Origin of the sequence: Arthrobacter celericrescens (assembly GCF_003614925.1) — a bacterium.
Lineage (GTDB): Bacteria > Actinomycetota > Actinomycetes > Actinomycetales > Micrococcaceae > Arthrobacter > Arthrobacter celericrescens.
The window spans coordinates 32801-55871 of record NZ_QYLP01000031.1; the positions used below are offsets into that span (position 1 = coordinate 32801).

The 23071-nt window shown below is 60.6% G+C and carries 18 protein-coding genes; 13 read left to right on the top strand and 5 right to left on the bottom strand.

Annotated features, from left to right (window positions below):
- Positions 1–10 precede the first annotated feature (10 nt).
- Together D3654_RS06890 and D3654_RS06895 are read right to left on the bottom strand one after the other, a co-directional pair.
- Entirely contained in the window at positions 11–973 is a 963-nt protein-coding gene (locus tag D3654_RS06890) for an alpha/beta hydrolase (RefSeq protein WP_162943656.1), read from the bottom strand.
- A gap of 61 nt (positions 974–1034) precedes the next feature.
- Positions 1035–1502: a tautomerase family protein gene (locus D3654_RS06895; protein WP_120520779.1), complete on the bottom strand. Its 468-nt coding sequence runs from the start codon at positions 1500–1502 to the stop codon at positions 1035–1037.
- A 307-nt stretch (positions 1503–1809) separates the two neighbouring features.
- On the opposite strand from D3654_RS06895, the gene D3654_RS06900 reads away from it, so the two are divergent.
- The 3 genes from D3654_RS06900 to D3654_RS06910 all read left to right on the top strand — a co-directional run bounded on the left by D3654_RS06900 (position 1810) and on the right by D3654_RS06910 (position 4726).
- A complete protein-coding gene (locus tag D3654_RS06900; RefSeq protein ID WP_120520906.1) occupies positions 1810–2727 on the top strand; it encodes an MBL fold metallo-hydrolase in 918 nt (305 codons plus the stop codon).
- 415 nt (positions 2728–3142) lie between these two features.
- Positions 3143–4009, top strand: coding sequence for an AraC family transcriptional regulator (locus D3654_RS06905; protein WP_425359396.1), 867 nt, complete (start codon positions 3143–3145; stop codon positions 4007–4009).
- Between the two features lie 312 nt (positions 4010–4321).
- A complete protein-coding gene (locus tag D3654_RS06910; RefSeq protein WP_245413125.1) occupies positions 4322–4726 on the top strand; it encodes a carboxymuconolactone decarboxylase family protein in 405 nt (134 codons plus the stop codon).
- 92 nt (positions 4727–4818) lie between these two features.
- Here the strand turns inward: D3654_RS06910 and D3654_RS06915 are convergent, their stop codons facing one another.
- On the bottom strand, positions 4819–5301 hold the full coding sequence (locus tag D3654_RS06915) for a winged helix-turn-helix transcriptional regulator (protein WP_120520781.1): 483 nt from the start codon (positions 5299–5301) through the stop codon (positions 4819–4821).
- A gap of 128 nt (positions 5302–5429) precedes the next feature.
- Between D3654_RS06915 and D3654_RS06920 the strand changes: the two genes are divergently transcribed.
- Positions 5430–6146 (top strand): SDR family oxidoreductase, encoded by a 717-nt coding sequence (locus D3654_RS06920; RefSeq protein WP_120520782.1) that lies wholly within the window; start codon positions 5430–5432, stop codon positions 6144–6146.
- A gap of 44 nt (positions 6147–6190) precedes the next feature.
- Positions 6191–6742: a PaaI family thioesterase gene (locus D3654_RS06925; protein ID WP_245413126.1), complete on the top strand. Its 552-nt coding sequence runs from the start codon at positions 6191–6193 to the stop codon at positions 6740–6742.
- 445 nt (positions 6743–7187) lie between these two features.
- Here D3654_RS06925 and D3654_RS06930 read toward each other — a convergent pair whose 3' ends face one another.
- Together D3654_RS06930 and D3654_RS20415 are read right to left on the bottom strand one after the other, a co-directional pair.
- Positions 7188–7697: a VOC family protein gene (locus tag D3654_RS06930; RefSeq protein WP_120520784.1), complete on the bottom strand. Its 510-nt coding sequence runs from the start codon at positions 7695–7697 to the stop codon at positions 7188–7190.
- 1834 nt (positions 7698–9531) lie between these two features.
- On the bottom strand, positions 9532–10455 hold the full coding sequence (locus tag D3654_RS20415) for a hypothetical protein (RefSeq protein WP_162943658.1): 924 nt from the start codon (positions 10453–10455) through the stop codon (positions 9532–9534).
- 307 nt (positions 10456–10762) lie between these two features.
- Between D3654_RS20415 and D3654_RS06940 the strand changes: the two genes are divergently transcribed.
- From D3654_RS06940 to mobF, 8 genes are all read left to right on the top strand, one after another.
- Positions 10763–12196, top strand: a complete 1434-nt coding sequence (locus tag D3654_RS06940) for a hypothetical protein (RefSeq protein ID WP_245413127.1) — start codon at positions 10763–10765, stop codon at positions 12194–12196.
- A gap of 192 nt (positions 12197–12388) precedes the next feature.
- Positions 12389–12898 carry an SRPBCC family protein gene (locus D3654_RS06945; RefSeq protein WP_162943659.1) on the top strand — a complete coding sequence of 170 codons (510 nt, stop codon included), beginning with the start codon at positions 12389–12391 and terminating at the stop codon, positions 12896–12898.
- Positions 12899–13021: 123 nt separating this feature from the next.
- Positions 13022–13915: an oxygenase MpaB family protein gene (locus tag D3654_RS06950; RefSeq protein ID WP_245413128.1), complete on the top strand. Its 894-nt coding sequence runs from the start codon at positions 13022–13024 to the stop codon at positions 13913–13915.
- Positions 13902–14387 carry a hypothetical protein gene (locus D3654_RS06955; RefSeq protein WP_120520787.1) on the top strand — a complete coding sequence of 162 codons (486 nt, stop codon included), beginning with the start codon at positions 13902–13904 and terminating at the stop codon, positions 14385–14387. The genes D3654_RS06950 and D3654_RS06955 overlap by 14 nt, the downstream gene beginning before the upstream one ends.
- Entirely contained in the window at positions 14387–15391 is a 1005-nt protein-coding gene (locus tag D3654_RS06960) for a DUF6545 domain-containing protein (RefSeq protein ID WP_120520788.1), read from the top strand. Before D3654_RS06955 ends, D3654_RS06960 begins: the two co-directional genes overlap by 1 nt.
- A gap of 331 nt (positions 15392–15722) precedes the next feature.
- Positions 15723–16751 carry a DUF4192 domain-containing protein gene (locus D3654_RS06965; RefSeq protein ID WP_120520789.1) on the top strand — a complete coding sequence of 343 codons (1029 nt, stop codon included), beginning with the start codon at positions 15723–15725 and terminating at the stop codon, positions 16749–16751.
- A 463-nt stretch (positions 16752–17214) separates the two neighbouring features.
- On the top strand, positions 17215–18087 hold the full coding sequence (locus tag D3654_RS06970) for an MmpS family transport accessory protein (RefSeq protein ID WP_162943660.1): 873 nt from the start codon (positions 17215–17217) through the stop codon (positions 18085–18087).
- Between the two features lie 936 nt (positions 18088–19023).
- The gene (mobF, locus tag D3654_RS06975) at positions 19024–22596 is read left to right on the top strand and encodes a MobF family relaxase (RefSeq protein WP_162943661.1); all 3573 of its coding nucleotides are present in this window, start codon (positions 19024–19026) and stop codon (positions 22594–22596) included.
- The last annotated feature ends 475 nt before the right edge of the window (positions 22597–23071 follow it).

Sequence of the window (23071 nt, forward strand, 5' to 3'; positions counted from 1 at the left end):
CTACTAATGCCTATCCAGCGCCAACCTCTGCTGGAACAGCGGCCATTGAGGGGAACTCTTCGCCATCGCGCAGGTGCTCCAAGAACCAGGAAGTAGCGGCTTCGCTGGATTGCTCGAAGTGGTCCGTGTAGGTGTCGAAGTGGCCGCCTTCATGGACGAGAACCTGCTTCGGATGACGCGCGGACTCGAATGCTGCCAGCTGGACTTCCGGGAAGGTGCAGGTATCAGCCCGACCCACGATCATCAGCAAGGGCTTCGGTGCCAAGTGAGGAATCCATCCGGCTGGTTCGAACTCCAGCAAGTGGGCTACCGATCGTAGCGTCACCTCGTTGCTCCACGACGGCGAATCCTGGAGAGCGAAGTCGATAAAGTCCTGCTCAACGCTCGGAGGAAGGGCACAGAGCGTGTTGGGGTCCGACGAGAAGACCGGAATCATTTCAGGCGCTTCTCCGGCGATGCGGCCGCGGCGGTCTGCCGCGAGGCGCCGTTCGAGTTCGGCTCTCTGCTCAACGCTGAACATCTGCCGGCTGTTCAAGTGCCCGCTTACCTGCGGAATCTGGGCAACGACACAACGGACCCTGTGGTCGTTGGCGCCGATCACCATGGCGAGCCCTCCTGCAAAGCTGGATCCCCAGAGACCAACTCCGGTCGCGGCGTCAACCTCGGGAAGTTCTGTAGCTTGCGTGATCACGTCCCGCCAGTCCGCCATCTGGACATAGGGGTCAACCTCATGGCGGAGCTTGCCCTCTGAGGTGCCAAAGCCTCGGTGGTCGTAGACAATGACGGTGAAACCGGATGCCGCGAAGGCCGCCGCGTAGTGGTCGATGTGCTCTTTTATCCCGCCGAATCCATGGGCCATGACGATGCAGGGGGCGGCCACGTTCGGTTCTGCATGTAGATAGCCACGAAGAACGGTTCCGTCCTCTGTCTTGAATTCAATATCTCTTCTCACGAATGCTTCACTATTTTTCACAAGTGTTTCCTGATCTAACTCGTCGGCAGTTGGTGGGTCAGTCGCAGTCCTGTTGGCCTGCTCAGTAGTACGGGACGGGACGGTTCTCCTTGCGCCAGAGCCTCTCAAAGTCCGATTCTCCGGGTGGCGGGACGAGGCCTTGCACACGCCAAAGATCCTCAGGAGTTTCGTCGACGTGAATCTCCCAGTCGTAGCCGCGCTCTTTCACGAAGGGCGCCAGCATCTCCTCGGCCAGGTTGTGGAAGTACGCCCTAATCTGTTCGGTGGTGAAGCTTCCCGCGGGCATCCCATTCACGAGCATGTCCTCGTTCATGGCGCGGGCGATGTGGTCAACGCGGATGCGTATGAAGTTGTTTGCGGCTTCGCCTCCGACGTAGATGCTGTTGCGGGGCATCTTGTGGAACACGACCACTACGTAGAACTTCGGCAGATTAACCAATTCATAGATCGAGGTGATTTTCTCTGTCAGCGCTTCCTTGTCCTCATCGGTGAAAGCGTCCTCGGGTGTGTAAATCTCCCAGAATGGCATTCCAGGCTCCTCCTTCTCCTTTGTAGGTTTTGCATGGTTGACGACGGACCCATTTGCAGGATTAGCAGCCCTGCAATCGTGATCTTCATCACCGTAGAGCCGCTCGTGGCTGCCGCATTGGGACCAGCGCGTCAAGGTGATGTACAACTGCGCCTCGTTGAATTGAACTGCCCCCTGCTCCTACGGCTGACCCTGGCGCACATATGCGACTGAGGGACGCGGTTTTCCTATGGGGACCTCGTTGTTCATCCGTAGCGTGGCAACTGTGGCGCCTCGTTCGGAGCCGCCAACCACTCTGGAGGTCATCATGAGCAACAAAATCCGCTCCTCGAAGCTGAGCCCGCCGGTCCGTGCGACGGTCTACTGCGGCCGTTGGCCCGAGATCCCGGTCCGCGAGTTCCCCGGCATCCCAACTGGTACTTTCTCCCCCACCACGGCCACTCTTATCAGCGGCCCTACGGAGGCAATCCTCGTTGACGCGCTATTCCTCAAAGAGGACGTCCAGGATCTCGGGGACCTGATCGAGCGCTCGGGAAAGAAACTCACCACGATCTACCTGACCCATGCGCATGCCGACCACTATCTGGGCTTTGGACCGCTCCTGGAGCGCTTCCCCGAAGCAAAAGCCGTGGCGCTTCCCCACGTAGTGGAGGCCATCAAGGAATCAATGGAGCAACAGCGGGTTCAGTGGGATCTGTTGTTCGGCGACGCCTGCGTGACGCCCGGGCCCCTTCCCGAGCCCCTTGAAGGCCACACACTGCATGTCGACGGGGCGCTGGTGGAGATCATTGAGGTGAAGCAGGCTGACATCAACCCAACCACCGTGGTCCATGTGCCCGACATCGGCCTTGTGGTGGCAGGCGACTCAATCTATAACGAAATCCATCCAATGCTCGGACTCTCCACGCCGGCAGAATGGGAGGACTGGCTGGAAACAGTGGACCTTGTGGAGGGCCTCAATCCCCGGATGATCGTCAGTGGCCACCGACGGCCCGACGGTGATGACCATGCCGTCACTGACATGATCGCCACTACCCGGGCTTACATTAAGGATTTCGCTGCCGCCTATCAAAATGCCAAGGATGCCGAAGAGCTCACCCGCGTCATGGTGGCCAAGTATCCGCATCACGGAAACCTGTGGACACTTCAGTTCTCTGCCCAGAGTGCGATAGCGCTCCGTGATTCCGATGAACTCCTCGTAAGTGCCGGGACAGAGGTGAACTAGTTACTGTTCTTCTCCTGCGATGGTGAAATAAAGCCCCATAGCCTCTTCCTTAACATAGTCATTCAACTTATGGTTATGTCGGCGCCATGATGGAGGTCCGAAGGTTCATCCATCGGGTTCGAGGCTACCGTGCGTACCTTGGAACGTCCCGCCCAGTGGGGCGAAGTGAAACGTGGAAAGGGCCGTTTTGTTAAACCTGCGAAATACTCTCAGTACCAAGTCGGAGTTGGATGCTCATTGGAGGATCGAAGCAAATAAGCGCATCGCACGGATGGATCTACGGTCGATTGGAACAACCGAGCGTACAGGGAAGTTCCTAAAGCGCGACCTTGGGGACGTCCTGATGACGGACTGGGATTCTCCGTCGGTCGAGGGGGTGCGCAGCGCGAAGGACGGACGTGGAGGTGAGGAGGCAATGCTGCTATTCACAGCCTCCGCGGGAAAACAGGTGATGGACACGGCGTCTGGAAGCGCGGTCCTCGAGCCCGGGACCGTGCTTCTGGCCAACACCCGCGAGCCGGGCAAGTTCATCATTCCGCATTTCGTGCGGAAGAAGAGCGTAAGGATACCTTCGTCCGCCCTCATCCCATTCCTTGCCAAAACGAGCATGCCGGACTCGTTGACCCTCCGGACTGCGGACAGCCCCCTGGCGCAGCTCCTACAAGATCTACTGCACGGGATAGGCCGTCAATACACACGCATGTCGCAGTCGGAACTGGAAGGTGCCCGTAACGCGATGCTTTCGCTCGTTGCCGGACTGGTCCTCGGTAACAAGGCCAACGCTGGCGGCAGCGACTTCCTGCCGATGCTTCGGCCGCGTCTTGAGCAATGGATTAGCGAGCATCTTCAAGGCCGGGCCCTCCGAGTAGAAGACATTGCCACAGCACATAATGTCTCGCCGCGCACGGTGCAGCGAGTCTTCGCTTCAACGGGTGATACCGTCCGGTCTGTTGTTCGCGCCCATCGACTGGCTGCGGTCAGGCGCGACTTGCTCACGTCCAACCAACCGGTGGCCACCATTGCACACCGGTGGGGTTTCTTCGACGCTAGTCACTTAAGCCGCATATTTAAGCACGAGTTTGCCATGACTCCAGGGGAGTTTCGTGAGAATTATCATCAGTCAGCATCACCGGTATCACCTGTTGCACCCGTTGGACGCAGCGTTCCGGCACCAAGCTCGGGAGTCAACGAAACGGCACGGTCAACCGGTTTGATGTCCCCACCCTTGGATGACGCTTGGGCGCCACTCTTTAGAACCATTGCAGTGCCGAGTCCTGCATAGCAGCAGTTTGCCTTCTGGGACCAATTACCCGTCTGAGACGCCCTTTTAGGGAATTTGCTAGGTTGTGCCGCTTCAACGCGTGCCCGGTTGCTGGCAACCGGCATTTGCTGAATGACGCCTCATCAGATCTCCCAGTGGCCCGCGATGTAATGTCCAGCTGCGCCTCGTCGGGGGCGGTAAGTCACAAACGCCTCCGATGGGACTGCGAGAAAGTAGCGACACTGCTTGCCTTCTGGAGAACAGCTGAACTGGCAGAGCCACAGAACACCACGCCCCGGTTGCAATACCGACGGCAGAGTAAGGACACAAAATTTGACGAACATCGACGCAAACCATGCCGCTACCACGTCCGGCCTCGCCATCAGAGAAAAAGTGATGGGGAAAGAACACGTCCAGAGATCTCTTGAGGAAGCGAGTGACTTCTCGCGAGCCATTCAGGAACTCGTTACAGATTTCGCTTGGGGAAGGATCTGGACTAGAGCGGGCCTAAATCTGCGAACCCGCAGCATGCTGAATCTGGCCATGCTGACTGCTCTGAACCGAAACCATGAACTCGCAGGGCACGTCCGCGGAGCACTCAATAACGGCGTTACCGAAACGGAGATACAAGAAGTATTGATTCAAGCAATGGTCTACTGCGGTGCTCCAGCCGCCTTGGAATCATTCCGTGTCGCAGAACAGGCGATCATCCTGTACAACGCCGAGAACAACAGCTGACTAACCGCTTGACCGGCGGAACGCAGGGCGCCACCGTGGCCAGAGGACGACGGCGGGAGGTACCGCCGTCGTCCTCTGTTCGGCTTTTGTTCTTACTGCTCCGATGCCGAGTCCGTACCGGCCGCTGACACGAGCGGCCCGAACATCAGACTTCCGGGGGTGAACTCGTCCCCGCATTCCGCACACGACACCACGGGTTTAAGGTCGGCCCCGCAACTGTGCCGGTAGGAGGCGCGGGGTGTTTCATCGCGCATCCATGTGCTGCTCCACGCTGCGAGTGAAATGAGGATGGGCGCGACTTCGGCCCCGGATGTTGTGAGGTGGTACTCGTAGCGCGGGGGGCGCTCGGAGTACTGGACACGCTCGATCACGCCGTGGCTTTCGAGTGTGCGCAATCGGCCCACCAGAATGTCGCGGGACGCGCCGGTATTTCGAGCGATCTGATCGAACCGGTGAACGCCCAAGGACATCTCGCGAAGCGCCAGCAGCGCCCACCTCTCCCCCAGGACTTCGAGCCCCGCTGCGATGAAACACGCCCTGGGGCCATCTGCTGCCTGGTCGGCCGAATTCTTCAATCGTTCCCCTGCTTTCAGTACTTTCCCTCAAGTATACGAGTTAGTTGGAAAATCCAACTAACTCGGTTACTGTGATGTTCCAAGGTCGCGACAACCGCGTCGCCGCCTTTCTGAGATCAGGAGAATTCATGCCACTGCTATCTGGCGCCGTCGTCCTCGTTACGGGTGCAAATGGAGGCCTCGGCCGCGAGTTCGTGGAACAGGCCCTCGCCCGGGGCGCCGAGAAGGTATACGCGACGGCCCGCCGCCCGCAAAAGTGGAGCGACTCCCGGGTGGTCCCCCTCGCCCTTGATGTCACCGACCCTGAATCGATCCGGGCCGCCGTTACCCAGGCCCGGGACGTCACCGTTCTGATCAACAACGCCGGCATCAGCGTCGAATCGGACACCCTGCTGGCACTCTCCGACGAGGAGTTCCGTGAAGTCATGGAGACCAACTTCTTCGGACCTGTGGCCTTGACCAGAGCATTCGCACCGGTGCTCGCCGCCAGCGGGACTTCAGCGGTCCTCAATATCCACTCGGCGCTGAGCTGGATAGCACTCACTGGCGCCTACAGCGCATCAAAGGCTGCACTGTGGTCGGCGACCAATTCCTTCCGCGTGGAACTGGCCCCCCAAGGCACGCAAGTAACGGGTGTTCACGTCGGCTACATGGACACAGCCATGGCCAAGGGCGTGAATGCCCCGAAGACCTCCCCCGAGGAAGCCGCGCGGAAGTCGTTCGATGGGCTCGAGCAGGGGGACTACGAGGTCATCGTGGACGACGTCAGCGCGGGCGTGAAGCTCGGACTCTCTGGTTCGATCACGGATCTTTACCCTGCCCTGGCCGCCAACAGCCCGGCATGACCGCGGCGAACCCTGAGCCACAGAGCTCCAAGGAGGAATCCCCGGTGTCAGCCAGCCCCTCGGCGCAACGCTCGGAAACATTCACCTGGATTGATCCGGCAATCGCGCTCGAACAACTTCCCCGACTGTCGGGCCTGGAGTACTTTTCCGGCCTTCGCGACGGCAGCATTGCACCGCCGCCGATCGCTTCGCTCATGAAATTCGATCTCGTCGACGCGAGATACGGACACGTCGAGTTCCAGTGCTGGCCAGGCGAAGCGCATTACAACCCCCTCGGAATGGTGCACGGCGGCCTGGCATGCACGCTCCTCGACACGGTGCTCGGCTGCGCAGCACACACCACCTTGGATGCAGGGATCGGCTACACCTCCATCGACCTGGCGGTTAAGTACCTGCGACCCATCACACCTCAGAGGGGCCCACTGCGCGCAGAAGGGTCAGTTGTAAAATCCGGCCCGCGGGTCATCTTCACCGAAGGCCGCCTCTGCACCGCCGACGGAAGGCTCCTCGCCACAGCCACGAGCACGCTGCTCGTCTTTCCCCACCGACCCGGCACGGCAACAACCTTGAATCATAGGGGCGCGTCCGTTACGTGAAGCCGGCCGCCTTTTATCACGCCTCGCCCTCGGCTCCTCCATTCAGGCATGCCCGCACTGCCCCGCATCGGCATGTCCTCCGGGCCAGCCGGGCCCTGCCGACTGGCCCGCTGCGAGGGTTTTCGCTCGACGCCGTGGAGATTCCCTCGAGATGACAACCTCCTGCCCCGACCTACAGCGCGACCCAGTCCCAGCGGCGCCTGTTACGGGCGCCAACGCAGGTCACCCGTGCGAGGCTTCTCATTGGAGGTACTTGAAAGCGCTCCAGGGGCGGGCATTCAGTGACATGCTTTGTCGTGCTGCGCGCCGAAGGTAGGACACCGTTTGGATGACACGATACGGAACGTTGCTTTCTGTCCGCACGCAAGACAAACCATCAGGTGGCGGCGCTCTTCCTGCCAGGGCCCTTTCCATCCGATCGAACTCTTCGGCGGAGATGTCGTGGCTATCGAGGAGACTCAGTGCGCGCTTCATTGGACCCGTCGCCCTCCAGCCACCCTGGCGCCTGGGTTGATTCCACCCTGTTTCCCTCTGGATCGAGCAGGTAGATCAGCAGTCCTCCTGCGTTTGGGCCGTAAGCCGGCTCCACCGGTTCCGACAAAGCCCCGTACCCGTGCTCCGTCATGTCGCAGAACACCTTACTGACGTCGACCCCGGTAAAGGCAAGATGTGTCGTGCCGGGCTGTGCCTGTGATGGATCGACGGCAGGCGGAGGATCCTCGACCTGGACAAGTTTCAGCCGGAAGGTGCCGTCACCCGTGGTGAGCATCAGGGCTCTGACCTTCACATCGGGACCGCCGAAAAGTTTGCCTATGTAGGTTCCCGACGTCCACGCGTTCAATCGGCGTAGCCCGAGACCGTCCGCGTAGAAGTTCTCGTGCTCGTAGCGTTGTGGTGCGGGTTTGCGGACGGGATTAAGGTGCGGGAGTCGCCGTGACGCCTCCCCTGCAGCCATTAATTTAGCGTAAGGTCTTAGCGGCCTGTCCTGCCGGACCGGCCAACGGCACGGGACGTACCGCCGTTTCCTGCGCCCCTGCCCGTATTTGTACTGCCGCCAAGAACGGGTGATCAACTCCCGCAGGCAACGGACCCCAGGTCAGCAGTACCGGGGTCCAGCATGGCCCGGCACCCCACGACGGATGCACCTCGGAGGTGGCACTCCGGCTCTGCCTTTGAGCTATGGTCCCTGGTTCTGGCCAGCCGACGCCGAAATTCCCTACCCCTCGCTGCGCATCGTGCCTAGGAGTTGTGCAGCTACTCTTCAGGTTCAATGGCGTTGGTAGCTGGATGGAGTCGACCGGCCCCTCGCTTGCACTGGCGGGATCCTGCATCGCCCTGTCCGACGTACGCCTTTCCAGAGCAGGTCGTCCCGGAATCGAACCGGACTGCGGTGAGCGGTTCCACATCGGCCCTGCCAGGTTCATATCCCTGGCGTAGGTTTCATTGTCTGCGGCTCATGTGTGCGGAGACCCTAGATTCTCTCACCCCTGGCCATTATGTAATTACTGCACGCGTTCCAGAACGGCCCTGATCTCACCTTCCAAGGGACTCCACCGGTGCCGGCATACGCGCTTCAAGAACGATTACCTACATCTCCTCCTTGTTCGGGCGCATGCCCGGTCGGGCCGCTCCCGATTGCGGAAGTCAGACCAAATCTCGCGAACTAGCTGGTACCTGCTCCAAGCCGGCCCCGTCATGTCGTTGTGGAAGGCGCCCACCAATGAAGCTGTGTGAGCAAGAAATCCGGGACCGTCCCTTCCCACCAAGCAAACTTAAGTGTGCACAATGTACACACCCTCTTTGACCGAACAAATGCCATGCGCCAGATCGCAGCAGGCAGCTCCGAGGAACAGCATCATAAAAGATCTTCAACGTATTTGCCGAAAGTCATGTCATCGGTACATATGGCAACCATGTATCAGTGAACGGCCAACAGGGGCCGACGAAACACCAGAAAGGAAACGCCCGGATGACCCCACAGCCAGGCAAGCGGAACGCCCACCGGCAAAGACGTTGAGCCCGCTCCCCCACCCAAACTGAACAGGCCGCACCCGGCGGCCAGGCACCATCCGGGACGATGAGGCAGAGGCACTTGTCAAGCTTTGTACAGACTTAAAAGCAAAACCCCCTCTGACGAGGGGTATGCCGTGCCCGAGGTGGGACTCGAACCGGGTTCCAGGCCTTGAAAACACTGGGAACTCGCGGAAACATGCCGAGTACGGCCCGATCCGGCCGATGTACGGCCCAGTCTGACGGGCGAGGTGTGCACATTGTGCACACCCCCCAATTCTCCCGATTCAAAAGGCCTACCATGAGCTGCCGCACCCACATCGAGTGGGTGGGGCGCCTCGTTGTCGAGGGAGAACGTCGAGCTTGTCGAAAGCGACCACACGTATCGACAACCAAGTCTTGCCCACGCTCATTGCGGGATTCCTGTAAAGGCAGCGCGGCACTCTTGGTCTCTGATGTCTTCACGGCACTTCCCCCGCCTCCAGTTCATGGTCTGGTCGGACGGCCGTGGCATGACCGGAGTGAGTATTCCGCGGCTAACGGCCGAGGGCCCGCAGCACCAGGCCGCGGGACCCTCAGTAATCCATAACAAGGAACCTGCCCTTGTCTTGCTCTGAAGTTTAGTCCCATGGAAGATCGACCCCTCAGACGACTCAGACGCAGTCCGGATCACCGACACACCGGTTTCGACAACGGGCCATGCCATAAACCCGCAGGTGACTGATACGCGTCCCTGAGGAATCATCCGCGCTGAATCGCAACGACGTGACGACAAGGTCCTAATCAGGGTCGGTGTCGTCCTGCGTAGCGCGATTGACTTTGCCTTCCGGACGAGGGGTAACCCTATCCCCCAAGAACTGCAATCGCTGGAGAATCCGGACGCTGATACTGCCCAGCCGCGAGGCAGCGTTCGACGGAAACAACGCCTCCGATTCCTCATTTATGTAGCCTGCCAAAAGTGCGTAGATTTCATCAGTGGACATTGGCAGAGTCTTTTCGAAGTCTTGCGCTATCTCGTGCAGGTACCCTGTCTCGCTCAGGTCCTGGGTCAGGCCCCGAACAAGCTCCAGGAGGACGACGTCCCGAGTGCGCCTGATGACACGGGGCTCTATTCCAGACGGTAAATGCCGTCTTATTCGCCAGTAGCCTGACCTTTTGGAAGTGGCCGGATGCTCGTGCCCAGCAACTGTAGCTTCCGCGACGAGGTTGAACTCGTGAAGGGAGGGGTCTTCCTTGAACACCATGTCGACGACGGAGAGGTAGTCAAATAACACGGTTGTATGGTCGAAAGGAGCGATCCTGACTCGCGTAGATCCGCTGATAGAGGGAGTGGAACCACCGGCTGGTGCTGCATTCAGATTCTTGCCAAGTGTGAACAATTGCGGCCTTACGGCATACCGTTGCTGCTCAACGCCCTCCAACCGGAGCTCGATATTGGTTACCGTCACAGGCGTCCGCCCGGGATTCTCCAAGATTATTTGGGCAAGCTCGACAGCTGGAAGCGCAGGCCATCTTGGATTCAAGGCATAGGCGCCCCTTTGTGCCACTGCGAGGACGCCGTTACTGGAAGTGTATGCCGCGAGATTCATCCTGACTTTAATACGTCCGCCGGAATCCCGGTGAATCTGTATGGCAATAAAGATTGCTGCAAGGGAAATGATGGCAGCGCCTACTGCCACCCAGTCGCCGGCATCAAAAGTCATGAGTTCATCATGCCAGCGTCTTCGACCGCGGTCCCAATGGGTGTATGTAGGGAAGGGTCCCTCCTCGCGTCGCGACAGGCAAGGTTGAGACCAGCAACACCGCGATCAAGAACATCAAACGCCCCCCCGCTGCTACCGCAACCCGGACAGGTACAAATCAATTGTTCTCCTAAGAAGTGCCGCCTGGACGGCGGCTGACACTCATCCCTGGGATCCATTGCCCCACCAACATCGAAGAGCCCGTAATCCAGGCATGTAACCCCGAGTGTGGCGGATAAGCGGTGCAAACTTCCCGTACCTTGGATACGTGAGCGAGATTGAACAAAGCCAGCAGACCCCTGCGGCGAAGCTAAACGCGTCGACTGACTTAGAGCGATTTGAGCAAGGGGTACACGGCATGCTGGCAGAGGTCGGGTTACCTGTGGAAAGGCTCTTCGTTCCCGTGGAGGAACGGAGAACATTGGTCACGACGCTGCCTGGTGTCCTCCGCCGGCTGGACTCAGTGGTGTTGGGTCGATCGCACTACATTTCAAAGATGATCGCAGCAGCAACGGTGGGCCTGTTCGACGCGGCTCTTAACTACTTATGGGATGAACTAGTTAGCGAGTTGCGTCGCCGCGTCGCAGGGTTCGATCTAAAGTATTTCTTTGACATCGCCGCGGGAGCGAATACTGACCTGCGTAAGGGCCTCAAGGGTGAAGAGGACCTTGCGAAACTCGATGACGCCAAACTGCTCACGGCGGCACTTGCGATCGGGCTTCTCACCGATACTGGCTATCAACGCTTGGACCACATTAGGTTCATGCGCAATCACGCCAGCGCAGCTCATCCGAACCAAGTGAGTCTTACAGGTCTTGATCTAGCGACCTGGCTCCAGATTTGCATAATGGAGGTCATTAACACCCCTCCGGACACGGTCACGGCTAACACTGGGCGCTTGTTGGCCAACATTAAGGCGGCCGCTCTTGAACAGGCTGCCATCGAGGCGGCTGCCGCCTTCTTTGATCAGCTTCCCCACGAACGGGCAGCAACGTTGGCGAACGGTCTCTTCGGGCTCTACACGGACCCAACACGAACCGTGATTGTCGCCGATAACGTCCGAATCCTCTGGCCCAAGCTATGGCCTTTCGTCACCGAAGAGACACGCAACAGCTTCGGGCTACGTCACGCTCGCGCTTCTGCCAGCGCGGAAACTTCGTTCGCGACCGCGGCGCGAGAACTCATCGAACTGGTGCATGGAAGCTCGTATCTCACGCCTGAAGTACGGGCCGTTGACATGTCCGACGCTTTGGACGTCCTCGATGCAGCGCATACCGGCTTCAACAACTTCTACAACGAACTGGCACCAGCGCGGCGGGTGGCCGAGCTAGCCGGAGACCAAGGCGACGTGCCTGAATCCATCCGCTCGCGATATGTCCGAACCATCACTGGTTGTTTTCTGGGCAACGGATACGGAGTAAGTAGCGCTGCCGCATTCCACTACGAGAAGATGCTCAAGGCCTTCTCGCCCGGCGACGCAGGCATTGCCCTTCGTCTGTTCATGGACCCTCCGATCAGCTCGGTGCTCAGCTCCAATGTTGGACGAGAACAATGGGCGGAGGTCATGGATATTTTGGAACCAAAGCTGACCAGCACCAGAGATCGCAATTTGATGCAAGCGATCCGCGGATTCAGCGGTGCGTTGCAGCAGATGAGGCTCGACACCCGCATCAAAAAGCTAGCCGCCAGTAAGGAGCCCTAATCTCTCAAACAGGCAGGGCCAGTCAGTTGGCGGAATTTTAACCACTTGGCTGTCGCTCCGCCGCAAGCACTCTGCTCTCAATGTTGAGACTGCCCCGGTTTGACTGCTTCCTTGTCAATTTGACCGTGAGCGGCCCCATCAGGAATGCCTTCCTCGACCAAAATGGTTGGGCATCAGTGCGAAAATATCCCCATGACGCCGAGACTCTTCGACCTCAGCTCCACCTGGCATCTCTCGGCCACCCCTGAGCGAGTGTGGTCAATAATCGCGGACGTCGACATGAGCTGGCCAAGCTGGTGGCCCCGCTGCACCTTCGCCGGACCACTGGTTCGCGGCGAACCCAGTAGCACCTCCCAGGAAGACATCCTGAAAGCAACCACCGCCCACCTCAACTTCAAGGCCATCCTCGGCTATACCCTCACCATCAGCATCCATCCCACCAAGGTCATCACGCCGAGCGAAATCGAGTTCGACGCCGGCGGCCACCTTGAAGGCACAGGCAGAGTCACCCTCAGCCCTGAACCCGACGGCGATACGCGCATGGAGATTGAGTGGCGCGTTCGACCGACCCAACGCTGGATGAACTTACTTACCCCGATTGCCGCGCCAGCCTTCACCGCCGCTCACTCCCTCATGATGCGTCAGGGAGAAAAAGGCCTCATCAAAGCCCTTGAGTACGAGACCCAAGCAAACCCAAAGTAGACCCGTCTACACATCCACTGGCAACCTGAACTAGACCGTCCTACCATGGAAATGGTCAGCTGATCCGGGGGCTGAAGCCCCACGTCGATCGCCGACTTCCGGACACGGTGGATTGGGGGCACCTTGAATATCAACGCCAGCCTCGCCGCGAGCCTCAAGCACCAAGAAGAGGCAGATCCGGACAACTGGGAAACCACCTTCCGCCAGATGGTCCTCTTCGACCTCGCCGCGGACATGGAGCTCGGGTTTTTCCTCTCGTATTACCGGAACTTCGCCATCCCGGGTATCGCTGCCACGCTCCACAAAAACGCCGAAATCCAACAGCGCCCCATGAAACGCTCGTACGACACCGCCATCGTCATCTACGAGCTCATCGCTTGCGGGCTAGACAGCGAACGCGGCAAGGAAATGATCGCTCTGCTCAACCGTGTGCACCGCAACGTCCCCGGCAGTAAAGACGGCTTCCTCTACGTCCTCCTCACCCTCCTGGTCGTCCCGGTCCGCTGGATCCAGCAGCACGCATGGCGGCAGCCAACACCGGTAGAGCTCGCGGCCGCTTCCAAATTCTTCACCGAGCTGGGCACCAGGATGAACATCACCAACGTGCCGACAACCTATTCAGAAGCCGAAGACTTCTTCGACCGCTACGAGGCCAAGCACGTCGCGCCGTCAGCCGAAGGCCAACGCCTCATGGACGCAACAGTCCAGGTCTTCCAAAGCCGACTACCGCTTCCGCTCCGCCCTCTGGCGAAACAAATCATCAGCACCATGCTCGACGACGACAACCTCACCCATGCCCTCGGCCTCCCCCGCGCAACCCGAGTCTCCCGGGCTGCCCTCAAAGCCGGCCTCGCGCTCCGAAACGCAATCACCCGCCGTCGGCCTCTGAAACAACAGCCTCACTTCACGCCCGGTGCCGCGGGCACGAGCCTCTACACGAATGGGTACACCCTGGACCAGATCGGCCCGGTCAACGTTCCGCGCTCCCCCGCTCCTACAGGCAATGAACTACCGTGAAGCCAGCAAAATAGCACGGAAGGCGGAGCGCGGCTTTGGCCTCCCCAGTGACGCCACGCTCCGATTCATCCACCGCAAACTGGAAGAACAGCGCGGCAGGACCATCACTGTGGCAGAAGTTCCCGGGCTCGCTGGAACTGAGCTGTGCGGGCTCTGGCTGATCTGCGCGGACCGTGACATCGTCATCCACGCGCCGGCCAAATCCAGCTGGCACCGCCAGCAGATCATCCTTCACGAATTCAGCCACATGATCCTTGGCCACGATCTCAAGACCAAAGGCAGCGAACGGTTCAGTACCCTCCTGCCCAACCTTGACGAGCAGCAGATTCTCCGCACTCTAGCGCGGAGCAGCTACACAGACGACGCTGAACTCGCTGCCGAGGCTCTCGCGGACCAGCTTGCCACGCGCATCATCAACAGCGACGTCGGTGCCAAGCCCGAGCCTCTTGCCTTCCGCAAAGTGTTCGGCTGATGGAATTCATCCCAGCCGCCATCCTCTGGGTGCTGTCCGTCGTTCGACTTCCGGCCGCCTTTGATCCCCACCGTGGCAGCGTATTCCGCGCAACGATCCTTGCCGCAGTCGCCTGCACGCTCTACATCCCGGTGGTTTACTACAGTGTCGACCCACTCCTCGGCGGCCGAAACCGCACTGGCCTGGTCACCCTCCTGTCCTTGCTGCTCGGGTTTTGGCAGTTCCGGACGGCAATCCTTCTGGCGACAGTGCCGGACGTTCACGGACGACGGCGGCAGCTCGCCTTTGGGCGATGGGTCGCCGGCTTGGCGTGCTTGACAGTAACCGTTGCATTCCTCACCAGCCGCGTTGAGGTTACCGATCCAAACTTGCCGCTCACCTACGGCGATCAGCCTGGGATGGCGGTCTTCCTCTGGACCGGCTCGGCTTTCATCATGTGGATCTGCGTCGATATTGCCCGGGTCTGCCGCCGGAACCTTCCACAGATGCACGCACAGGTATTCCGTTCCGCTTTTGCCCTCATCGCCGGCGGCTGCTTCCTGTTCGCTTTGATGCTTCTCGATCGGGTCCTCTACGGAGCTATCGTCAGGATTCAAGGCTCCGAAAGTGCGACGACGGATATTCTCAACGTCTTCTACTGGTTCGGTGAACCGGTAGCCGTTCTTCTGGTCAGCCTCGGCCTGCTGCTCCCCCGCCTGACGGAGCAGCTCAAACATCGTGCCTTCGGAATCCATGTACGGCGCCTCCTCCTTGAAGTCCGCCCGATCTGGAACCGGGTCGCCGCCCACCAACGCAGCATGGTGCTCGAAAAGCACCGCGCCAGCCCGCTCATCGTCCTCAGCCGCCATGCCGAAACACAGCTGCACCGACGCATAGTAGAGATACGCGACTGCGAGATGGCCCGCCAAGCACCAAACCTTCACCTCACTGCCCGCGAACGTTCCGTCGTCGAACGCGCTGAACTTGCCCTTCAAAAGCGCGGCGGCGCGGGTGCAAGGTCGTAGCGGGGCTGGCAGACATATCAGCTTTCAGAGGCGTCATGCCGCGCTGTCCAAACCAATCCATGAATGACCAGAAGCAACTTCGCTGTTTGTCATTCTGATCCCCATCATCGCTGGGCGGGTCCTCCGCGCAACCAGGGCGCGCCGCGCCGCTCGTGATCCAAAGTTTCGTTCGGCGCTCCTTCGTCGCTTATTTCCTCGCGAAACTTTGGATCTCTCCCGGTTCCCCAAGTTGCACTCCGGCCCCTCGTACCCAGCGGTGATTCCTCTATCAGAATGACGCCGAAATCTGACGGGCACACCCGGTGCCGGCCAGGCGCTGAAGGAGAGAATCATGGAAACGCTCACCATCAAGACCCCCGCGGACGTCCTCAGTTTCGTCGGACACACCTTGGGGTTTTGGCCCAGCGAAAGTCTGGTCTGCATCACACTCAGGGAGAACCGCGTGGGCGCAACGCTCCGCGTCGACTTGCCAAAGGCCGGCGCCGAGCTCAGCTACGCACGGACTGTCGCCGGATATCTGGCACACGACGCCGACGCCGGCAGTGTGCTCTTCGCCGTGTACACATCGGCGCCGCAAGTGCCGGGCCAGGCAAGGCCTCACGCAGCAACCATCGCGGCACTGACGGGTGCACTGGCCGGGCACGGAATGACCATCCGTGACGGTCTCCTTGTCGGCGACGACACCGTCTCCGAGTACGACGGCGACCCGGCCCACTGCTTGTCGCTTCCCTTAACCACCACTCAGTCGAGCCAGATCAACGCCGAGTTCGTTTATCGCGGCAGCACTATCGAGGCTACAGACCGCGTCGTGCTGCCACCGTCCACCAAGGAATCCAGGAACACGGACACCGTGGACCGCCGGGTGCAAGCGATTCAGAGCTTGAACATCCGAGATGCCCTCGAGCAAGCCAGGGATCTCTGGAATGCCATGTTGGAGTCGAATTCGTACCCGGACAATGAAAAAACGATGAACCTCATCGCTGAGCTGCAGTGTCCGGTGATCCGGGACCACCTCATGGCCGAGATCCCCGGAATCGACGAACCCCTGGACCGGATCCTTCTGGCGCAAACTCTCGGCAAACCGCAATGGTCTCGCGTGGAATGGGCGCAGCAGCTCCTCGTTCACGCCTACACCCTCAGCAGTACCAAACACTCGGCACCGATCCTCACGGCGATCGCCTTCATCAACTGGTGGGAAGGCCACGGCAGCAAGGCCCACCAATTCCTACAGCTCGCGCTCGAGGCAGACCCTGGCTATCACCTGGCCAAGCTCAGCGACCAGATGATCGGTTCGGGGATGGTCGCCGGCTGGAATATGGATAAGGCGACGGCGTTTCCGGGGCGGGGGCTGGAGGCCTGACGAGCAGACTGAGGTTCCCGATAAGGAGCGCACGCTGGTTTAAACCCGCAGCTGAGAACGCCACCATGCGGCCTGCCGTTCATAGGACCGAAAGAAGAAAGTGGCCAGGGCTGCACTCCCCCAGAAGGTAACGCCGAGGCCCGGCGCAAATTCAGGAGTACACACGGAGACGCCATCCTGATGGCTGACGCCCTCAAAACTACCGACATTAGAAAGATCATCGGACAACCACGCCACGGGCTACTGTACCTGGGCATGGACGCCAACCGGACAGCAGCAGCCGCCCTCCCGGTTACCGGCGAAGACGACTTCGAGCAATGACAGTGGCGAGTTCGATTCCCGTTTTGGGTATCTCCCGCGCTATTGCTTCTGTCAAGAATGAGTACAAGTTACTCGTGCTCGCCAAGGCGGATTCGGATTAGATGTTGGCAAGACTGAGGTAGCTTGGACCAAGGGGATTCCGTTGGAAGAAAGACCATCTATCGGGACAAGAGTGCGCAACGCTGTCACGGCGTTGCTATTGGTCTTGCTGAGCACCGCCTCATGCAGCGGCGGACCAACAACTGCAGCGCCTGATGCCAGCCCTCAGCACCCCGCCACACGCGACCGCTTCGATATCAGGTGCTTCGCCAATGACGGGTTCGGAGCAAAGTACGGCTCCTTGGTTGAAGCCTGGAGAGCGTCCGAGAAAGCCCCCTTCACGAACTGCACCGCTGAACTGAAACGAGGCGAGAGCCAGGTCCAATTGACTGAGGATGATCGGAAAGCAACCTCAATCATTGAATGGGGGGATACTACGGACGTTTACGGGTTTATCCTCGAGACCTGCGCTGAGTGGAACCCAGAATCTGCGGGCCTGGACTTGGATAAGGCAGGCTACAGGCGCTTACAAGCCGCGCTCTTGGTCTGTCCCGACTCCCCATACATTGACGGTATGAGGGCCGCGCTGAGCCGACAGACTGAGCCGTCCGGGTGGGATCTTGTCACGCCGACCCCTACAGCAACGGTGACAGCCCCTCCGCTGCCCACCACCAAGACGGTGACTTATGTCATCGAAGCGGATGGACCCATTGGTCTCATTACTTACACGAACTACATCGAGCGGCAGATAGGCCAAGAGCAGACCACGAATGAAGTCAACGGACCGGTTAAAAAGACGTACACCTTTCCCGCATCTGCGTTTTTCGAGGGAACGTCCTTCTCCCTGGGAGTGATCGCCCAGGGCAGCGGGTCCACAACATCAATTACATGCCGGATCCTACTCGAGGGGCACGAGCTGACGAAGCAAACATCTTCAGGGCCCTATGCCGCGGTGTCATGCAACTACACAGGATGAGCCAGTAGCCGACCAAGGCTGCTCTGCACGCGATTGCGCACCGTCCTATACCTATGGGCACCAATACCCGGAATACGGCCGGCTCCGCCCCGCAGTTACTGGGCGCCTCAACGCATATGGGGGGCCTTCGTCACAGGCCCCGGCCGCACCAGTGCCCGAACGCGACCCCGAGTTCTTTGCCGGGATCCCATGCTTCGGCTATGAAGCCCCAGAGCATTCCGTACCCGCCAAAGCTTCTCGCGATCGTTAGGCCCTTGGCCTGGCCTTGGAACCATCCCGGGACCGACCAGCGACATTCTCATCCCTCGGCACGCGGAAGGAACTTCCCCATCCTTCACACCTCTGGCATCCAAGGCCGTCGCCGTGAGCGCTGACTCACGGCGAGTCATGCCGTCGATCGAGTCCGTGTTGATGAACGGTCGTGAGTGGGAGGATTTGCCAGGAATGCCGCGAACCTTTCGTGCCGTCGCGCAGATCGCAGCGGTTCTGTTCAGTTCGTTGTAGCAACAGGCAGCGGGACCGCCGCCGACGGCGGCACCCGAGCCCGGCCCCGAGCACAGCACTCAGCAACGCAGTTGCTGACGGAGCACCGACACCAAAGACACAAGACACCAGCGCTGGGGCGCGGCTCACTACCGTCCTGAGCGAAAACCGACGCAGCCTCGATACCCTCCGCGCGCAGCTCCGGGCTCAGTCGGCAGACATCGACGAACTCCAAGCCGAGAACACCGAGCTACGCTCCACAATCAACACCCAACGTGGCGAGATCGCCCGCCTCAAAACCACCCAACAAGTCGACACCCAAGACCTGATCCACCTTGCTAGCCGACTCCTAGCCCTCACCCACGCCACCGGCGTCGAACTCGACAACGCAACCAAAGAACTGTTCCGCCGTCGCGGATGGACCACCGCCGCCCGCCAGACAGCAGCAAGACGATGACCATGTCCATCGCCCGGCTCTCCGCGCAGTCCGGCCTGAAGTATCTCTTCAAGACCACCATGATGGATGACCTCACCGTCACGCCAGCGGACGCCACCGCGTACTACATGAAGGCCGGCACGCCACAGGGCCGCTGGCTCGGCTCCGGCCTCCCAGGCATCAATCGCACCACCGGGGACATAGTCACGGAATCCGACGCCAAAGCCATCTTCGACCACGCCACCCACCCCGACACCGGTGATCTCTTGGGCCGGCCGCACGGCCAACCCGCGCTCGTCCAAAACAGCCAGGGCAAAACAGAAACGCGCCACGCCGTCGTCGGATTCGACCTAACCTTCAGTGTTCCCAAATCCGTTTCCGTCCTCTGGGCCCTCAGCCCCCGGAGCATCCAGAACCAGATCCTCCAGACCCACCACGAGGCAGTAAACGCCACCATGCACTGGCTCGAAGAGAATGTCATCCACACACGCGCCGGTCGCAATGGTGTGGCCCACCTCGGCACCCGCGGCGCCATCGCCGCCGCCTTCGACCACTGGGAATCGCGCGCAGGAGATCCGCAACTGCACACGCACATGGTCATCGCCAACCGCGTCCAACGCATCACCGACGGCGCCTGGGTCACCTTGGACTCGCGCACGCTCTACAAGGCCGCGGTCGCCGCCAGCGAGCACTACAACGGACTGCTCTTCGACGCCCTCCAGCGCAACATCGGCACGGACACAGACATCCGTGCACCAGCCGCCAACACCCACAACCCCAGTCAACAACTCACCGGCGTCGACGACGCCCTGATCCGCGAATTCTCCAACCGTTCCCGCCTCATCGATTTGGAAACCGACTGCCTCGTCGCCGAATGGACCACAACCCACGGCACTCCCCCAACGGCAACCACCACCCTCAAGCTCCGGCAGCAGGCCACCCTCTCCACGCGCACCCCCAAAGCGGATGCGGTCACCCCTCTCCACGAGCTCTCCGCCCAGTGGAGGACCCGCGCAGTAGCCAAGGGCTTCAAACCAAGCCTCGTGCTCGCCAACACCATCCGGCGTTCGCACTCCGCCCCGTTCCGAACCGGCGACTTCACCGCCGACTGGGTCGACGCCGTCGGCTCACTGACCCGCGCGCGCGTCGCCGCCAAACGCGCCACCTGGAACCGATGGAATCTCCTCGCCGAAGCCGAACGCGTCTGCGCCGACATCCGCTGCCACACGCCCGAGGACCGCACTGCGATGATCGACGCCGTGGCCACCGCCGCCGAAAGCCAGTCCGTCGCCCTCAACGATTACCGTTACACCGTCCCCGCCGGCGCGCAGCCAGACCTCGCCTTCGCGGACCGCAGCGTCTTCGACTTCCACGGCGCCCGCCTCTACACGGATGCGGTGACCCTCGCCAATGAGGACATCGTCATGGCAGCAAGGAATGACGACGGCGGGCCGGCCGTGAGCGCTGCGGTCGCTATGGACTCACTCGCCGCATACAAGCACCGTGGTCGCCTCGAGCTGCACGGCGACCAACGCGCCGCGGCCGCCGAAGTTGTGCTGAGCGGCAACCGGCTCGACGCCGTCGTCGGTCCCGCCGGAACGGGCAAGACCACCGCGCTCGGCGCCGTCAAAGCTGCCTGGGAAGCGGAGTTCGGAGCAGGAAGTGTAATCGGCCTGGCGCCGGCAGCCGCGAGCGCCGAGGTTTTGGGCCGCGAGCTTGCCATGGCAACGGAGAATGTCGCCAAGTGGCTGTACGAGTCCGTCGGTCAGGGTGCCGGCAACCGGGCCGCTCGGTTCTTCGATACGGAGCAGCGTCTCGGCGAGCGGGTGGCGGATGGGAGCCCTCGCTCCACAAGGCTTGCCCAGGAAGCTACCCTTCTCGCCGCCGAACAGAACAAGTGGCGATTCCACCAGAACCAGCTCGTCGTCGTCGACGAGGCCTCCATGGTCTCCACGCTCCATTTGTCTGCCCTCGTGCAGCAGGCACAGGAAGCCGGCGCCAAAATCCTCTTGGTAGGAGATCCGGCGCAGCTGGACGCAATCGACGCGGGCGGCATCCTCGGATGGTTGGACCGGCAAGGCAAGACCGTGCGGCTGAGCACCATCCGGCGGTTCGAGCATGCATGGGAACAGGCAGCGTCCTTGAAGCTGCGGGCAGGTGATTTCGAGGCAATCGCCGAGTATGAAGGGAATCACCGGATAGAGCACGGTACCTATCTGGGTATGGTGGACCATGCCTATTCCAGGTGGCAGGACGACATCAACGCGGGCAAGTCGTCCATTCTCATCGCAGCCGACAACGAGACCGTCGGCATGCTCAACGAACGGGCCCAAGCCGATCGTGCAATCCAAGGCGCGGTGGATGCGGAACGTACCGTGCCGCTTAGCGACGGCTTGCGGGCGGGCACCGGAGACACCGTCATTGCTCGCCGCAATGACCGGCATATTAAGGACGGCATCGGTGACTTCATCCGGAACGGGACACTGCTCGACGTCGTCCGTACCGGGCGGCGTGACGGCTCACTGACCGTGGTTCGCCGGGATACCGGCGCGACGGTCACACTGCATCGCGACTATGTCGAATCTTCAGTTGAGCTGGGATATGCAACGACGGCGCACCGGTCCCAGGGCGTCACGGTGGACACCGGGCACACCGTCGTGACTCGAGGCCGACTCACCCGCGAACTGTTGTATGTGAGCATGACCCGGGGACGGGCAGGCAACCGCGCCTACGTCAGCGAGAACGACCCGCTGGACGATGAAACCTTGGAACCCGCGTCGCGTGCTTCTTGGCGCCAGATTCTTGGCGAGGTCCTTGCAGCTGAAGGTGCTGAACGCACTGCCCACGAAGTCCGCGAAGCCGAGCAGTCCAAGACGGACAGTTTGGAGCGGCTCTGCGCCGAGTACGACTACCTCGCGCAGACCGCCGCATCGGAGGATCTCGCTCGGCTCGTGAACGCCCAGTCACCTGGGAAGACCTCAGAACTTCAGGAATCACCTTCGTGGGGCGCCGCCGTGGCGGCCTGGCGCCGCGCCGCTGCCGTCAGCCGCCCGAGTGCGCGGCGTGTTGTGCTCAGCGGCTTGAAAACGAATGCTGGCGCCCGCGACTTGGCGGCCGTCGTCCATTCCCGTCTCCGGCAGTTCCTAGCGACGATGCCGACCGCCGGAATAGATGCGCTGACCGAACCAATCCACACTGCCCGCCACGATCTCGCCAGCGTTATCAGCCAGGTACGGGCACGGATGCAAGACAGGACGGAGCGCATCACCCGATCCGCCATCGCGTGGGGCGCCGAGTGGAAGCGAAACCTTCTGGAAGCCTTGGGTCCCAACGTCCTGCCGGAGAATGCAATGGACGTCATCCATAAGGCCGCCGTCTACAGGGACAAGTGGGGTATCGACGATTCGGTCCTTCCATTCGGACCAGTTCCGGCCTCGCACGAATGGGAACAACTTGAGCAGCGGGCAACCATGATCGGACTGATTGATCAAACCGCTCTCTCGTCCGCCGGCCAACTGCAGGCTCCAACGTGGACTAGCGACCTGGTGGCCTCGGAACAACGCCTTATCAATGTCGGTTGGCAACTCTAAACTGGGCAGAGGGGCAATCCATGGATAAGAACCCAGTTCTGAAACCGAAGCTTGTGACACCCACGCTGATCCTAAGCAGCCTGGCAATTCTGATGTGCTCGGTTTTCCTCGCAGCAATTGCAACCTCAACCGAATCTCCCCCAATGTTTCTATTGCTAACGGTCGCGGCTTTCCTTCTCGCCGCTGCAGTCGCCGCGGTCTGGTTCGCCCGGAGCCGCAAGCGCCAAGAATGGACGGCAGCCGCAAACGAAAAGTGGATCCACCTGGAGAGGGTGAAGCAAACCAGCGGGACCACGACAGAAGTCACCGTCCTGAGCGTCGATGCCCTTGAACCGACAGGATCGTGGATCACCATCAAGTGGAACCGATTCAATCACGTCCAGCGCGCCTGGCTCGAAGCGCTGCATGACCCGATCTGGCCTGGATCGGTCCTGTTGATATCGCCCGACCCCACACAAGTGAGACCCGGAGCTCC